Below are 15,246 nucleotides of genomic sequence, written 5' to 3'. Positions count from 1 at the left end.
TTGAATTGGCAGATATGAAATTCTATAAAACTTTAGGAATGGTATGGACAGGTGTGGCATTGGCTTTTGCTTCCGCGCCTGCCGTTGCCGATGATATGGATGTATTGGGACAATTTTTGGAGCAAAATTTCCCAGTGCAAAATGACCCGATGGAAGCTTTTGCGTTGAGTCATGCCGACCAAGTCGAAGCTCAAGCCGCTTTGGCAGGCCCTCTGCTTTCTTCGCAATCTGCTTTGATTTTCAATAATAAAACCGGTGAAGTGCTGTATCAGAAAAACCCTGATCGTGTCATGCCGATTGCCTCTATTTCCAAATTGATGAGCGCGATGGTGGTGTTGGATGCGCATCTGGATATGAACGAGCCTATCACGATTACCGAGGCTGAAATCGACCGTTTGAAAGGTACGGGCAGCCGTTTGAGCATCGGCACGACGCTGACACGCGGCGAACTGTTGCACCTGAGCCTGATGAGCAGTGAAAACCGTGCTACTCATGCGTTGGGCCGTACTTATCCGGGCGGTATGAGCGCGTTTGTTGCGGCAATGAATGCCAAAGCGCAAAGCCTGGGTATGACCAGCAGCCGTTTCTATGAGCCTACCGGTTTGAATTTCCAAAACGTTTCAACTGCGCGTGATTTGAACCGCATGGTTGCGGCAGCCAGCAAATATCCTCTGATCCGCAAAAATTCGACTTCAAATTACGGCTCGGTTTGGACGGCAAACGGTCGTCAAAACTACAAAAACTCCAATGCCTTGGTGCGTGAGGGCAACTGGAATATCGAATTGCAGAAAACCGGCTATATCCGCGAGGCAGGACGTTCTATGGTGGTTAAGGCCAATGTACAGAATCAGCCGATTACCATCGTATTGCTCAACTCTCCGTCTTCTACAACCCGCGTGAACGATGCGCGTAAGATTGAGTCTTGGATGTTGCAGCGCCGTTCTTGAATATTACGCTTAAAGGCCGTCTGAAACCGTTCAGACGGCCTTTTGTGTAAAGTGTATTAAATTTGGTTACAATGTCGTTACATTAATTTTAAAACACAGAGAGAAAACATGTTGAAAAAATGGAATAAAAAATATTGGGCCGGCATGGGCGTGATTTTGGCGTTGACCGGCTGTACTTCTGTAGCGGATATGGTTGGCTACGATACTGCGACTTTAAATGAAGACGCGGCTAGAAGTTACTCACAAGTCATTCAAAAAGCGCGTGGTCAAAAAGCTTTGGATGTTTCATCTCCAACTGCTCAACGCGTTCAACGCGTGTTTGCGCGTCTGCGTCCTCATGCGGAACGCGCTAACAAAACCGGTGTATCTTTCAACTGGCAGATGAACGTTATCCGCAGTGATGAAATGAATGCATGGGCAATGCCGGGCGGTAAAATGGCCGTGTACACCGGTATAGTAGAGAAATTGAAGCTGACTGATGATGAAATTGCCGCCGTTGTCGGCCATGAAATGACCCATGCTCTGTTGGAACACAGCAAAAAAGCTTTGGGCGGACAAGTATTGACCGGCTTGGGCGGTTCGATTTTGGCCAGCTCAACCGGTGTGGATGGCGATTTGGTCGGCTTGGGTGCAGATTTGTTGGCGACCAAACCGTTCTCACGTCATCAGGAAAGCGAAGCGGACGCCGGCGGTGTACGTTTGATGGCTGAAGCAGGCTACAACCCTGAGGCTGCGGTAAGCGTGTGGGAAAAAATGAACAAAGTACAGGGCGGCAGCTCATTGTCTATTTTGTCGACCCACCCGACCAATCAGGCGCGTATCAATGCAATCCGCAAAATGTTGCCTGAAGTGATGCCGATTTATCAGAAAAACAAACGTTAATTCGATGTATTGATGATTTTGCCGGTTTGAACAGATGATTCAAACCGGCAAAGTTTTATGGTTTCAGTCTGACAGTTTGGCAAATTTATCCCAATTTGCCTGAACGTAGGCTGCTGCGGTTTCCAAGTCTTCGTCGGCAACGTCATAATAATCGCCGTCAAGCTCTTCAAAATCGGGAAAAGTTTTGCGGATTTCGTCGAAATCCCTTTGCTCGTCTGCCATTTTTTCAATGGCTTCGCCGTGTTTTTCGTACAGGGCTTTGGCTTTGTCTAAGATTTTCGGTATCGGTTTGATGCGCCAGCGGCGCAGGCTGTCGGCAACCGGATTGCCAAAGATGTATTCTCCGTATCCTGAAGCGATAAGCTGTACGAAGCCGCCTTCTTGAACTTGGCTGTCGAGGTAGCAAAGGGCGGTCAATGTATGCTGTTCGTCGTTGAGGCCGGACATTTCCTCATCGCCTGCCTGTTCGGTGTGGTCCAAATAGGCTGCGCTGAGTGTATAAAGAAATGAAGCGGAATCGGAAGTATTGAAATCTTGAAGGCGGAGCAGGATAGTCATAATCATCAAAGGCCGTCTGAAAAAAGTGATTATATAATGTTTTCAGTCTGAACCTACCGGCCGTTTTGCTTTACAATATCGGAAGATAAGAAAACATAGTGAGGAACCAAACCATGAGTACACAGTCTGAAAAAAACGTTGTAGTCATCAAACCGCAGGATTTGCCGCTGCATTGCTCCGGCCCTAATCATGAAACATGGAACGGCCATCCGCGCGTGTTCTTGCCGATTCAGTCCAACAGCGAGATTGAATGCCCGTATTGCGGCACTTATTACCGTCTTGATGGCGAGATTCCGCATCACCATTACTAATCTATGCCTATGTTGAACAAAATCATCTGCGCTTTGTGCGTGAGTTTGTGCGCTGCGTGCGGTTCGTATAAGGCCGTGCGTCCAGACGCGCCGTTACCGGTCATTGCACAGGCGCAGACGTATTCTGTCCGTTATCAATCCGTACAAGGTCGGACGATTACTGCAATTTATATCAACAGCCACAGCCCGATGATGGTTGAGCTGCGTGAAGGCAATACAGTTGAGAAACTGGTGCAAGTCCGCTTGCGCAGTCAGGGCGTAGAGTACGCCAATCCAAGCTCGCGTTGGCAGATTGGCGATGGGTTTGCCGTGCTGATTCGCGGCGGGAAAGAAGTTGTATTTAAAGAGATTGTGGAATAGGGCGGTTTAGCCTTTTGCCAAATACTTGATTAAAGGTTTGGGCAAACCATAATCCGCCAAATGTTTCGCTGATACCCAAAGGCCGTCTGAAAGATGTTCAGACGGCCTTTGTTGCGTCTGAAAAGGGGTAATCATCAATAAGCGGTGGGTCAGGCGGTGGGTAAACGTGGTTTGTTCTTCAAGGCCGTCTGAAACAATGCCGAAGCGTTTGGCGTAAGCATACAAATCGTCTAATTTTTCAAAACAGGGTACGCAATACAGACCGCCCCAAATGCCTTTGGCAGTGCGTTTTTCAAGCAATAATGCGCCATCAGTGTGATGAATAATCAGCCAGTAAAGCGGTAGGGTTTGCACTTCGGGAGCAGTTTTTTTGCGGGGCAGTTCGTCAATGCGGTTTTGTTTTTTTGCTTCACAGATGTCTGCCATAGGACATTGATGGCACAAAGGTTTTGTCCGTTTGCAGACGGTTGCGCCCAAATCCATCAGTCCTTGTGTATAGGCAGGCATATCGACGTTTTCAGACGGCAGCAGGCTTTCGGCAAGCGTCCAAAGCGAGTTTTCAAATTTCTTATCTTGCGGATTGCCGTCTTGGGCAAAGACACGGCAGAGAACGCGTTTGACGTTGCCGTCCAAGATGGTTTCGCGTCGGTTGAAAGCAAAGGCAGAAATGGCGGCGGCAGTACTTCTGCCTACGCCGCAGAGCGTTTCCAAGTCTTTGCGTTCGGGCGGAAAGATACCGCCGAATTGTCCGACGACTTGTTGCGCTGCTTTGTGCAGGTTGCGTGCGCGGCTGTAATAGCCCAAGCCTGCCCACAAGGATAAAACCTCGTCTTGCGGCGCAGCGGCAAGCGATTGCACGCTTGGGAATTTGGCTAAGAAACGCGGATAGTAGTCCAATACGGTAGCAACCTGCGTTTGTTGGAGCATGATTTCTGAAAGCCAGACGGAATAAGGGTCTTTGACCTGCCAAGGCAGGTTGTGGCGGCCGTGTTGGCGCTGCCAATCGATGAGTCGTTGTGCGAAGGATGTGGGTGTGTTCATTAATATTTGCTTTTTAATTATTTATTTTTAAAACAATATGTTACACTATAAAATATGAAATAATAATCAGAATTGACTTATCTGATGTAGGGGTATATAAATATAGTTAACGTGGATTTACGTTGTATTGTTAAAATTTATTAACCGTTCAAGGAGATTCACATGAAAGCAATGGTTTATCATGGCGCAAACGACATTCGTTTCGAAGAAAAACCTCTCCCTCAAATTATCGATCCGACCGATGCAGTCGTCAAAATCGTTAAAACCACGATTTGCGGTACTGACTTGGGTATTTGGAAGGGTAAAAACCCTGAAGTTGCCGATGGTCGTATTCTCGGTCATGAGGGCATCGGTATTGTAGAAGAAGTCGGCGATGCTGTAAAAAACATCAAAGTCGGTGATAAAGTCATTATTTCATGTGTCAGCAAATGCTGTACTTGCGACAACTGTAAAATCCAACTTTATTCACACTGCCGCAACGGCGGTTGGATCTTGGGCTATATGATTGACGGTACTCAGGCCGAATATGTCCGTACGCCTTATGCCGACAACAGCTTGGTTCCGCTGCCTGACAACGTCAACGAAGAAGTTGCCCTGCTGTTGAGCGATGCCTTGCCGACCGCCCACGAAATCGGTGTGCAATATGGTGATGTGAAACCTGGTGATACCGTATTCATCGCCGGTGCCGGCCCTGTTGGTATGTCTGCGTTGCTGACTGCGCAACTGTATAGCCCTACCGCCATCATCGTTTGCGATATGGACGAAAACCGCTTGAAACTGGCGAAAGAATTGGGCGCGACCCATACCATCAACCCTGCTTCAGGCGATGTGAGCAAGCAAGTTGTCGCCATCGTTGGCGAAGACGGCGTAGATTGCGCCATCGAAGCAGTCGGTATCCCTGCGACTTGGAATATGTGCCAAGACATCGTGAAACCCGGCGGCCATATTGCCGTGGTTGGTGTACATGGTCAATCCGTTGATTTCAAACTAGAAAAACTGTGGATTAAAAACCTTGCCATCACTACCGGCCTGGTTAACGCCAATACCATCGAAATGCTGATGAAAGCTATTTCCAGCAGCTCAGTGGATTACTCCAAAATGATGACACACCATTTCAAATTCAGCGAATTGGAAAAAGCTTACGATGTATTCAAGCATGCTGCTGAAAACCAAGCCATGAAAGTGGTTTTGGAAGCGGATTGATTTGAAAATCGTTTAATATGCCGTTAATTAAAGGCCGTCTGAACATTCAGACGGCCTTTTTGTATGGTTTTATTTTTTCTTCAACCAAACGCCGCTTTCGATATGGTGGGTAAATGGGAATTGGTCGAACAGGGCGGCGCGTTCGATAGTATGGGTTTGACAGAGCGTGTCGAGGTTGGCGCGCAGGGTTTCAGGGTTGCAGGAAATATAGAGGACGTTGTCGAATCGGGCAACTAATTTGAGCGTCTCATCATCAACACCGGCGCGTGGAGGATCAACGAAAATAGTTGAAAAATCATAGTTTTTCAAGTCGATGCCTTGTTCTTGCAGGCGGCGGAATTCACGGTTTTGCGTGTAGGCTTCGGTAAATTCTTCCGCAGACAGGCGGGCGATTTTGAGATTGGTAATTTGGTTGGCTTCAATATTCCATTGGGCGGCATTGACGGAAGTTTTGGAAACTTCGGTTGCTAGAACCTGATTGAAATGTTGCGAAAGCGGCAGGGTGAAATTGCCGTTGCCGCAGTACAACTCAAGCATGTCTTTGCCTAAGTTTTGCGCAGCATCACACGCCCAAGTCAGCATTTTTTGGCACACTTGGGCATTGGGTTGGGTAAAGCTGCCCTCGATTTGACGGTAGCGGAAGGTCTTGCCGTTGACTTTCAACGCTTCGGTTACAAAATCTTGGCTCAATACGATTTTTTGTCCGCGGCTGCGGCCGATAATGTGGATGCCCAAATTGTGCGCCAGCTCTTGCGCAGCTTGTTGCCATGCTTCGTTCAGCTTCTTGTGGTAAATCATGGTTACCAGCATTTCGCCGCTTAAAGTGGACAAAAATTCGACGGCGTACCAGCGGTTTTTCAGTTCGGGATGATTGGATGCGGCTTCAATCAATTTCGGCATCAAGGCATTGATGGATTCGGACGCGGCAGGAAATTGGTCGCAACGGATCAGGCTTGTCCCGCTTGCCTTTTGTCCACGCTCAAACATAGCGTAAAACATTTCGCCGCCCTCATGCCAGATACGGAACTCGGCACGCATTCTGTAATGCTGTTCCGGAGATTCAAAGACTTCGATTTCAGGGAAATCCAGTCCTTGGAAAAGTTGCTGAAGATATTGCTTTTTGTCGGCTAGTTGTTGCTGGTAGGCAGTCATTGGGGCAGTCTTTCAGAAAATAATGGCGAATTATAATATAGTTGGCGCAAAGATACGAAAGGCCGTCTGAAACATCGGTTTCAGACGGCCTTTGATTTCAAAGCATCAGCTTGTCAATCAGCCTTGCATTTGTTTGGCTTGAACGGCAGTCAGGGCGATGGTGAAGACGATGTCTTCAATCAATGCGCCGCGGGACAAGTCGTTAACCGGTTTGCGCAAACCTTGCAACAACGGGCCTACGCTCAGGACGTTGGCGCTGCGTTGTACGGCTTTGTAAGTACAGTTGCCGGTATTGAGGTCTGGGAAAACCAAAACGGTTGCTTGACCGGCAACAGCGCTACCCGGAGCTTTGGATTTGCCGATAGATGGAACGGTAGCGGCATCGTATTGCAACGGACCTTCGATAGCCAAATCAGGGCGTTTCTCTTTCGCCAGTTTGGTGGCTTCGATCACTGCATCGACATCAGGGCCGCTGCCTGAGTTGATGGTAGAGTAGGAAATCATGGCCACTTTTGGATCGATACCAAAGGCTTTGGCGCTGTCGGCAGATTGGATGGCGATGTCGGCCAGTTGTTCAGGCGTTGGGTTTGGATTAACCGCGCAGTCGCCGAATGCCAAAACTTGGTTAGGCAGCAACATGAAGAATACGCTGGATACGAGGCTTGCACCCGGAGCGGTTTTAATCAGTTGCAGGGCAGGACGGATGGTGTTGGCAGTAGTGTGGACTGCGCCGGAAACCAAACCGTCTACGTCGTTTTGAGCCATCATCATGGTGCCGAGTACGACGGTATCTTGCAGCTGTTTGCGTGCATCTTCAGGAGTCAGGCCTTTGGATTTGCGCAATTCGCACATTGGCTCGACGTATTGCTCAACCAAAGAAGCAGGATCGATGATTTCCAAAGAATCAGGCAGGGAGATGCCGCGTTCTTTCGCTACGGCTTCAACTTCTTCGCGGGTAGCCAACAGTACGCAACGGGCGATGCCTTTTTCGTGACAGATAGCGGCAGCGGCGACGGTGCGTGGTTCTGCGCCTTCAGGCAGGACGATGCGCATATCAGCTTTGCGTGCGAAATCGATCAGGTTGTAACGGAATTGGGCTGGAGACAGGCGTTTGGCTTCGCGTTTGGCCAAAGCGGATACGTCTTGCAGTTTGTCGCTGGAGCCGAAGAAAGTCAGGCCGGTTTGCTCGGCAACTTGTGCGCCCAAAGCTGCGGCTGCGCCGTCAATGATAAAGCCTTCCAATAAGCCCGGGGCGTTGGTGTAGAGCTGTTTGGCGAGGTTTAATTGTTGGGTGACGGCGGCTGCGTCGGTATTGTCGGATTTTAGCGCCAAGACAACGCCTGCGTCCAAAGACAGTGCCAATTCAACGTTTTTGCCTGCCAAGAACAATTTGTCTGCATCAGGAGTAATGCCTTCGATAACGAGGTTATCTGCATTCAATGCTGCAACTTTACCGACAAGCGCGTCAAACCAGTCGTCGCTCTTGCCTTGAGCCAACAGGGCTTCTGTAGTGGAGTCAACGGCTTGGAAAACTTGCGCATTTAATGCCGCTGCGAATGCTTTTGCCGCTGCATCGACGCTCAGGCCGGTAGATACCGGTGCGATCAGGATTTTTGCCATTTTGTGTCCTCTCTTTCGGTGATTGTAGAAGGGTGTTGCTGTGGCGCAGCTGGTGCTGCATTTTATCACTTTGGGATAACATATACACAGCCATATTGACATATGTCATCAGGCCGTCTGAAAAGTATAAACGCAATGGACCAAATCCATCAATCCCCCATTGCCGCCAAAAGCTCGGCTTGATGCTCGGCAATCAGGGCATTGGTGATTTCTTCTAAATCGCCGTCCATCACAAAATCCAGTTTGTGCAGGGTAAGGTTGATGCGGTGGTCGGTCACGCGGCCTTGTGGGTAGTTGTAGGTGCGGATGCGTTCGCTGCGGTCGCCGCTGCCGATTAGGGATTTGCGTTCGGCGGCTTCTTTGGCTTGGGCTTCGCGTTTTTGTGCATCGTTTAAGCGGGCGGCGAGGACTTTCATCGCCTGCGCCTTGTTAGCGTGTTGGCTGCGGCCGTCTTGGCATTCGACCACCATACCTGTCGGCAAGTGGGTAATGCGGACGGCGGAGTCAGTTTTGTTGATGTGCTGACCGCCGGCACCGGATGCGCGGAAGGTATCGATGCGCAGGTCGGCGGGGTTCAATTCGATGTCTTCGAGTTCGTCCGCTTCAGGCATGACGGCGACGGTGCAGGCGGAGGTATGGATACGGCCTTGGCTTTCAGTGGCAGGGACGCGTTGCACGCGGTGACCGCCGGATTCAAATTTCAGACGGCTGTACGCGCCCAAGCCGATAATGCGGGCGATGACTTCTTTATAACCGCCCAATTCGCTTTCGTTGGCGGAAACGATCTCAACCTGCCAGCGGTTGCGTTCGGCGTAGCGGCTGTACATGCGCAGCAAATCGCCTGCAAACAGCGCGGCTTCGTCGCCGCCGGTACCAGCGCGCACTTCGATGAAGATGTTTTTGTCGTCGTCGGCATCTTTGGGCAGCAAGAGTTTTTGCAATTCGGTATCGAGTTCGTCGATTTTGGCTTTGGCCGCTTCGATTTCTTCGGCGGCAAAGTCTTTCATTTCAGGGTCGGACAGCATTTCTTCGGCATCCGCCAAGTCGCTTTGCGCCAGCTGATAGTTTTGGAACACTTCGACCACGGGGGTCAGTTCGGCGTGTTCGCGTGTGAGTTTGCGGTAGTTGTCCATGTCGGACGTGGCTTCAGGCTGTCCGAGCAGGTGAGTGACTTCTTCCAGTCGGTCGCTGAGTTGTTGTAGTTTTTCTAAGATAGACGGCTTCATAAATTTTCCAAAATACGGATGCCGTCGGGTGGTCTGCAACGGCGAAATAAGGAGTCATTATAATGGGTTTGAATGAAAATTCAAAAAGATATGATTGATTAGAAAGGCCGTCTGAAACCTGTTTTTAAGTTTCAGACGGCCTTTTTTATATGGGCTTATTTAGGCGCAGCCAAGATGCCTGTTTGGTTCAGCAGGAACAAAACGGTAAAGCCGGTCAAATAAATCAAACCGATAATGGCGAGGAAGTTCATGCCCATCGTCAGTTTGTGACGTTTGTCGCCTTTGACGAGGCGGTAGTTCAGCCAAGCGAACACAGGGGCGGCAACGAAGGCGGTAATCATGGCGAATTTGAGCAGCTCTGCCATCGCGCTGTTGAACCAGAAAATCACGGCCAAGCCTGAGCCTGCGACCCAGACGTTCCAAGCAAACAGTTCGACGTTGCCGGTTTTGTCTTTACCGCGCAGCAGGCGTACCGGTTCGGCAATCGCGCGTGCGTAGCCGTCCACTACGGTAATGGTGGTGCCGTACATGCAGGCGAAAGCAATAAATGCCACTAATGGACGAGACCAGTCGCCGATGGTCACGGCGTACATATTAATCAGTTGGCCAACATATTTGCCGCCCGCCATTTGCACTTCCTCGCCGTTGCCGTATTGTACATATGCACCCAAGGCGAGGAAAACGACCGCCAAAATCGCGCTGGTAATGTAGCCGACGTTGAAGTCAAAAATGCCGTCGCGGTAGCTGGAAGGGTTGATGCGTTGTTTTTCAGTAACCCACAAAGAGTTGATGGCGGAAATTTCAATCGGTGCAGGCATCCAGCCCATCAGCGCGATGAGGAAGCCCAAGCCTGCCAGTGTCCACGGGGTAGGCTCGATAAAGTCGGGTTTCATCTGCATGCCGCGAGACATGGCCACGGCTGCTGCGGCGACGGTGGCGATGGTCAGGCTGACGATGATGATTTTGGAAACGTTGTCCAATGCTTTATAGCGGCCACTTGCCAAAATCAGCAGGCAGGAAACCATAATCATGACGGACACCATGCCGGCATCGAAAGTCAGCGACGGGATCGCCATTTTGACGATGGCGGCGGTAACGATGGCGACTGCACCGGCATTAATCGTTGCTGATGCAATACATAAAATCAAAAATACCCACAAATAAACGCGGCTTTTTTCGGCATAGCCCTCAATCAGGCTTTTGCCCGTGTCAAGCGTGTAATGTGCGCTGAAACGAAAAAACGGGTATTTGAACAGATTGGTCAGAATAATGATCAGCGCAAGCTGCCAGCCGTAAAGTGCGCCTGCCTGCGTGGAGGCAATCAGGTGCGAGCCGCCGACTGCCGCCGAAGCCATCATGATACCCGGGCCGAGAGCATTGATTTTGCTCTTCCAGGTGGAAGCGTGTGTATGTTGTTCAGCCATAATTAGTTTCCGTCTTTTTCAGACGACCTTATTATCAAAAAAAAGCACATTTTAACGTAAATAAAAAGTTTGCCCAATAATATGCGTAATACTTTTTATCAATCAAAGGGAAAATACGGTGTTAAAAAGCCGAGATGACGGAGTGAACGATATTTTGTGCCAAAAACATTTTTTCAGACGGCCTTGTATCGCTTTTTATTCATGAATATGGGGTAGGGAGGGCAGAGTGTGTCGGTTTGGAAACGAAATGGCTGTGCAAGGCTTTTTGATGCCTTGAGGTCGGCATATTAAGGGGAAGTATGGAGCAGGGAATCCACGTTTTGCTCGGTTATTTCAGACAATTGTGTCAGCGGTACGCCGCGCAATTCGGCGGCAATTTCGGCGATACGGCGGATGTTGGCTGGTGTATTGGTTTCATGGCCGAGCATAAAAGGGCTGTCGGTTTCGAGAACAAAATCCGTGTCGTCTAAAGCTTGTAAGGCGGCACGGACTTTTTTTGCATTGGGATTGAGCAATAGCGAGCCTATGCCGATTTTGAAGCCGAGTTTCACCAAAATCCGCGCTTCTTCTACGCTGCCGGAGAAGGCGTGAACGATACCGCCTCGTGTGAAACCGGCGGTTTTGACGGCGGCGGCAATGGCGGCGGTAGCTTTCAGATTATGGATGATGACGCGGCGGTTGAGGTTTTGGGCGAGGATGAGTTGGCGGATAAAGACATCGGTCTGCGTGTCGCGTTGCGCTTGGGTTTGCTCTTTGCCATAAAAATCCAAGCCGATTTCGCCAACCCATGCTTGCGGATGCCGGATTAATTCTTTCTCTAACTCTTGGAATGCCGCTTCGTTGAGGCCGTCTGAAAACCACGGATGAATGCCCAAAGCGATATGGATGTTTTCAGACGGCATCTCCAACTGCGCAACTGCCTGCCAATCATTTGGAGATGTAGCCGGTACGACAAAACGCGCTACGCCGACGGCTTGCGCTTCGGCAAGCACGGCAGGCAGCGTGTCGGCAAGTTTGGGATCGGCAAGATGGCAGTGGGTGTCGGTGAAAGTCATGTTTAATGGCGGTTTACAGCAGATTTAATTGACGCAATTCTTGTTGCACCTTATTTGCATTCCAGTCATGGGAAACGGCAAGGGTCATCAGCGCGGTGGCAGTTTCGAGATTGCATTTGCCGCCGTTGATGATACCTGCCTGACGCAAAGCATCGCCTTGGGCATAGACGGCGGCGGCGCAACCTTGCGGTACTTGGCTGATGTTGAGCAGCAATTTGCCTTGTTGCGTAAAGGCTTGGACTGCTCGGATAAACGCATCGTTGCTCGGCGCATTGCCGTGGCCGTAGCTTTGCAGGATTAGAGCTTGGGCGGAAAGGTGGGGCAGGCCGTCTGAAAGTTCTTGCGCAGCATAACCGGGAATCAGCGTGCGGACGGAAACTTTGGCTTCAGGATTTGGAAGATGCGGCTTGAGGCCGTCTGAATGGTCGGTCGGGGCGGTACGGATATTGTGCCAACCTTTGTTTTCCTCCCATTCGGCGAGTGCGCCAAAATGCAGGTTGTCAAAACCTGCGGCGGTCTCGGTGCTGACCTTGCTGCTGCCGACGGCGGGGAAGAGCTTGCCGTCAAAGGCAATCGCCACTTGTTTGAGTTTGAGTGAGAAAGCGGAAACGGCGGTGGCAAGGTTGCGCGGCGCATCGCTGTTGGCGGCATCGTAAGGCCATTGCGAGCCGGTCAGGATAACGGGTTTGTCCAAACCTTGCAGCGAAAGGGCGAAGAGGTTGGCAGTGTATGCCATGGTATCCGTGCCGTGCAACACCAAAATGCCGTCATAGTCAGGCAGATTGGCGATAATAAGATCCAGCCAGTCGAGTTGGTTTTGCAGCGTTACCGCGGAAGAATCGATGAGCGGCTGGCAAACGTGCCATTTGAAATCAAGGCCGTCTGAAAAGGGGGCAAGGGCTTTATTGACGAGGGCGGTGTCGGGACGTAGGCCGGCGCTGCTTTGGGTCATGCCGATGGTGCCGCCGGTGTAGAGGACGAAGATTTTTTGTTTCATGGTGTTTCTGATGAATGATTGAGGCCGTCTGAAAGCGGGGAAGTGTTTCAGACGGCCTGGAATGGTTTATTGATTGGCTTGTTTTTTGGCTTTTGCAGCACGTTTTTCATGCAGTTTCTCGCGGAAGAAGGTGTGGCGGCGGTGTTTTTTCCACCAAATCCAACCGACAATGACTGCGCCGATGCCCAGTACGGTAAAGATACCGGATTGCAGGCTGTGCATTTTTTTCATCAGCCAGTCGGTATTGCGTGCGCCGTATTCGCCCAGATAAATCCAAACCGGAACAGAAATCAGCGCGGCCAAGCCGTCCATCAGGATAAAGCGCAGGTAGGAAACCTTACGGCTGATGCCGGCGGTCACGAAAACAGCGGTACGCAGGCCGGGCAGGAAACGGGCGACGAATAAAACCCAGTTGCCGTATTTGTCGAATTTTTCCTGTACTTGGGCATAGCGTTTGGGCGTCATCACGCGGGCAATCGGTTTGAATTTAAGGATTTTTTGTCCCCAAATCCGGCCGGCCGCAAACATAAAGCCGTCACCTACCAATACGCCGAGCATGCCGACGGCAAACATAATATGCGAGTTGGTATAACCCAGGCCGGAAATCACACCGCCGGTTACCAGCGTCAAATCTTCAGGAATCGGCACGCCGAAGCCGCAAATAACCAAAACGAAAAACACGGCCGCATAGCCGTATTCAACGAAAAAAGATTCTAAAATTGCAAACATGGCCGCTGTCCCACGATAGATATTGATTGATAACTGGATTAAGTTGGAATTTTACCAAAGATAAGGCCGTCTGAAAGCAATCACAAGCAGATATTGTTTAAATTTGACGGTAGTTTGCAAAAAATCTCGAAATTCGAACGTGGAAAGTTGGGATTTGAACAGATTTGGCAGGTACAATAGCCGCTGGTTTATCTTTCAAACCCGAAATGGCAGTCTGTTTTCAGACGGCCTGTTCAGGAAAATGAAATCATGAAATACAGAGATTTGCGAGAATTTATCGCCGGATTGGAAGCCGATGGCAAACTCAAGCGCATTCAGCATCCGGTGTCGCCGCATTTGGAAATGACCGAAATCGCCGACCGCGTACTGCGCGCCGAAGGGCCGGCGTTGTTGTTTGAAAATCCGATTAAGCCTGACGGTACGCGTTATGATTATCCCGTGTTGGCGAATCTGTTCGGCACGCCCGAACGCGTGGCGTTGGGCATGGGTGCGGACAGTGTGTCCAAGCTGCGTGAAATCGGGCAGACGCTGGCGTATCTGAAAGAACCCGAACCGCCCAAAGGCATCAAAGACGCGTTTTCCAAACTGCCGTTGCTGAAAGACATTTGGAGCATGGCGCCGAACGTGGTGAAAAATGCGCCGTGTCAGGAAATCGTGTGGGAAGGTGAAGATGTTGATTTGTATAAACTTCCAATTCAACATTGCTGGCCGGAAGACGTTGCGCCGCTGGTAACATGGGGCTTGACCGTAACGCGCGGTCCACACAAAAAACGCCAAAATCTCGGTATTTACCGCCAACAATTAATCGGCAAAAATAAGCTGATTATGCGCTGGCTGTCGCATCGCGGCGGCGCGCTGGATTATCAGGAATTCCGCAAACTCAATCCCGATACGCCGTATCCCGTCGCCGTCGTGCTCGGTTGCGACCCTGCCACCATTTTGGGCGCGGTAACGCCCGTTCCCGATACCTTGAGCGAATACCAGTTTGCCGGGCTGCTGCGCGGTTCACGGACGGAGCTGGTGAAATGTATCGGCAACGATTTGCAAGTGCCCGCCCGTGCAGAAATCGTATTAGAAGGCGTGATTCATCCGAACGAAACCGCGTTGGAAGGCCCATACGGCGATCACACCGGCTATTACAACGAGCAGGACCATTTTCCCGTGTTTACGGTTGAGCGCATCACCATGCGCGAAAACCCTATTTACCACTCCACCTACACGGGCAAACCGCCCGATGAACCTGCGGTTTTGGGCGTGGCGTTGAACGAAGTGTTCGTACCGCTTTTGCAAAAGCAGTTCCCCGAAATCACCGATTTCTACCTGCCGCCCGAAGGCTGTTCCTACCGCATGGCGGTGGTCAGCATGAAAAAACAGTACGCCGGACACGCCAAGCGCGTGATGATGGGCTGCTGGTCGTTCCTGCGCCAGTTTATGTACACCAAATTCATCATTGTGGTCGATGACGATGTGAACGTGCGCGACTGGAAAGAAGTCATCTGGGCGGTAACCACGCGCATGGACCCCGTACGCGACACTGTTTTGATGGAAAATACACCTATCGACTACCTCGACTTCGCCAGCCCCGTCAGCGGACTCGGCGGCAAAATGGGTTTGGATGCGACCAACAAGTGGCCGGGCGAAACCGACCGCGAATGGGGTCGTGTGATCAAAAAAGACCCTGCGGTTACGGCCAAAATCGATGAGATTTGGGAGCGTTTGGGCTTGTAGATGTCATTTCTAT

The 15,246-nt window shown here is 50.6% G+C and carries 15 protein-coding genes; 6 read left to right on the top strand and 9 right to left on the bottom strand.

The window, feature by feature from the left end:
- Nucleotides 1-14 precede the first annotated feature (14 nt).
- Nucleotides 15-947: a serine hydrolase gene (locus tag HMPREF2608_RS08070; protein ID WP_070826599.1), complete on the top strand. Its 933-nt coding sequence runs from the start codon at nt 15-17 to the stop codon at nt 945-947.
- A 108-nt stretch (nt 948-1,055) separates the two neighbouring features.
- On the top strand, nt 1,056-1,829 hold the full coding sequence (locus HMPREF2608_RS08065; RefSeq protein ID WP_070826566.1) for a M48 family metallopeptidase: 774 nt from the start codon (nt 1,056-1,058) through the stop codon (nt 1,827-1,829).
- A gap of 63 nt (nt 1,830-1,892) precedes the next feature.
- Here the strand turns inward: HMPREF2608_RS08065 and HMPREF2608_RS08060 are convergent, their stop codons facing one another.
- Nucleotides 1,893-2,393, bottom strand: coding sequence for a DMP19 family protein (locus HMPREF2608_RS08060; RefSeq protein WP_084824608.1), 501 nt, complete (start codon nt 2,391-2,393; stop codon nt 1,893-1,895).
- A gap of 107 nt (nt 2,394-2,500) precedes the next feature.
- Between HMPREF2608_RS08060 and HMPREF2608_RS08055 the strand changes: the two genes are divergently transcribed.
- Both HMPREF2608_RS08055 and HMPREF2608_RS08050 read left to right on the top strand, forming a co-directional pair.
- Nucleotides 2,501-2,698, top strand: coding sequence for a zinc-finger domain-containing protein (locus tag HMPREF2608_RS08055; protein WP_003745781.1), 198 nt, complete (start codon nt 2,501-2,503; stop codon nt 2,696-2,698).
- A gap of 3 nt (nt 2,699-2,701) precedes the next feature.
- Complete coding sequence (locus HMPREF2608_RS08050) at nt 2,702-3,058, top strand: hypothetical protein (RefSeq protein WP_063067965.1); 357 nt, start codon at nt 2,702-2,704, stop codon at nt 3,056-3,058.
- A gap of 6 nt (nt 3,059-3,064) precedes the next feature.
- Here the strand turns inward: HMPREF2608_RS08050 and mutY are convergent, their stop codons facing one another.
- Complete coding sequence (gene mutY / locus HMPREF2608_RS08045; protein WP_070826565.1) at nt 3,065-4,099, bottom strand: A/G-specific adenine glycosylase; 1,035 nt, start codon at nt 4,097-4,099, stop codon at nt 3,065-3,067.
- A 162-nt stretch (nt 4,100-4,261) separates the two neighbouring features.
- Between mutY and HMPREF2608_RS08040 the strand changes: the two genes are divergently transcribed.
- Complete coding sequence (locus HMPREF2608_RS08040) at nt 4,262-5,302, top strand: zinc-dependent alcohol dehydrogenase family protein (RefSeq protein ID WP_070826564.1); 1,041 nt, start codon at nt 4,262-4,264, stop codon at nt 5,300-5,302.
- Nucleotides 5,303-5,371: 69 nt separating this feature from the next.
- On the opposite strand, the gene trmA is transcribed toward HMPREF2608_RS08040, so the two are convergent.
- The 7 genes from trmA to HMPREF2608_RS08005 form a co-directional block, all read right to left on the bottom strand.
- Nucleotides 5,372-6,454 (bottom strand): tRNA (uridine(54)-C5)-methyltransferase TrmA, encoded by a 1,083-nt coding sequence (trmA, locus tag HMPREF2608_RS08035; RefSeq protein WP_070826563.1) that lies wholly within the window; start codon nt 6,452-6,454, stop codon nt 5,372-5,374.
- A gap of 117 nt (nt 6,455-6,571) precedes the next feature.
- Complete coding sequence (pta, locus tag HMPREF2608_RS08030; RefSeq protein WP_070826562.1) at nt 6,572-8,074, bottom strand: phosphate acetyltransferase; 1,503 nt, start codon at nt 8,072-8,074, stop codon at nt 6,572-6,574.
- Between the two features lie 149 nt (nt 8,075-8,223).
- Nucleotides 8,224-9,300, bottom strand: coding sequence for a peptide chain release factor 1 (gene prfA / locus HMPREF2608_RS08025; RefSeq protein ID WP_049329850.1), 1,077 nt, complete (start codon nt 9,298-9,300; stop codon nt 8,224-8,226).
- A 155-nt stretch (nt 9,301-9,455) separates the two neighbouring features.
- Nucleotides 9,456-10,724 carry an Nramp family divalent metal transporter gene (locus HMPREF2608_RS08020; protein WP_049344377.1) on the bottom strand — a complete coding sequence of 423 codons (1,269 nt, stop codon included), beginning with the start codon at nt 10,722-10,724 and terminating at the stop codon, nt 9,456-9,458.
- 287 nt (nt 10,725-11,011) lie between these two features.
- On the bottom strand, nt 11,012-11,779 hold the full coding sequence (locus HMPREF2608_RS08015; RefSeq protein WP_070826561.1) for a TatD family hydrolase: 768 nt from the start codon (nt 11,777-11,779) through the stop codon (nt 11,012-11,014).
- 13 nt (nt 11,780-11,792) lie between these two features.
- Entirely contained in the window at nt 11,793-12,776 is a 984-nt protein-coding gene (locus HMPREF2608_RS08010; RefSeq protein ID WP_070826560.1) for an asparaginase, read from the bottom strand.
- A 66-nt stretch (nt 12,777-12,842) separates the two neighbouring features.
- A complete protein-coding gene (locus HMPREF2608_RS08005; protein WP_070826559.1) occupies nt 12,843-13,505 on the bottom strand; it encodes a DedA family protein in 663 nt (220 codons plus the stop codon).
- A 249-nt stretch (nt 13,506-13,754) separates the two neighbouring features.
- Here HMPREF2608_RS08005 and ubiD point away from each other — a divergent pair, with 249 nt between their 5' ends.
- Nucleotides 13,755-15,233 carry a 4-hydroxy-3-polyprenylbenzoate decarboxylase gene (ubiD, locus tag HMPREF2608_RS08000; protein ID WP_070826558.1) on the top strand — a complete coding sequence of 493 codons (1,479 nt, stop codon included), beginning with the start codon at nt 13,755-13,757 and terminating at the stop codon, nt 15,231-15,233.
- The last annotated feature ends 13 nt before the right edge of the window (nt 15,234-15,246 follow it).

The sequence above is a fragment of the Neisseria sp. HMSC064D07 genome, from assembly GCF_001837185.1.
Taxonomy (GTDB): Bacteria; Pseudomonadota; Gammaproteobacteria; order Burkholderiales; family Neisseriaceae; genus Neisseria; species Neisseria flavescens_C.
Note: the sequence above shows the minus strand (reverse complement) of the source record. Positions and strands in the feature narration are given on the sequence as shown.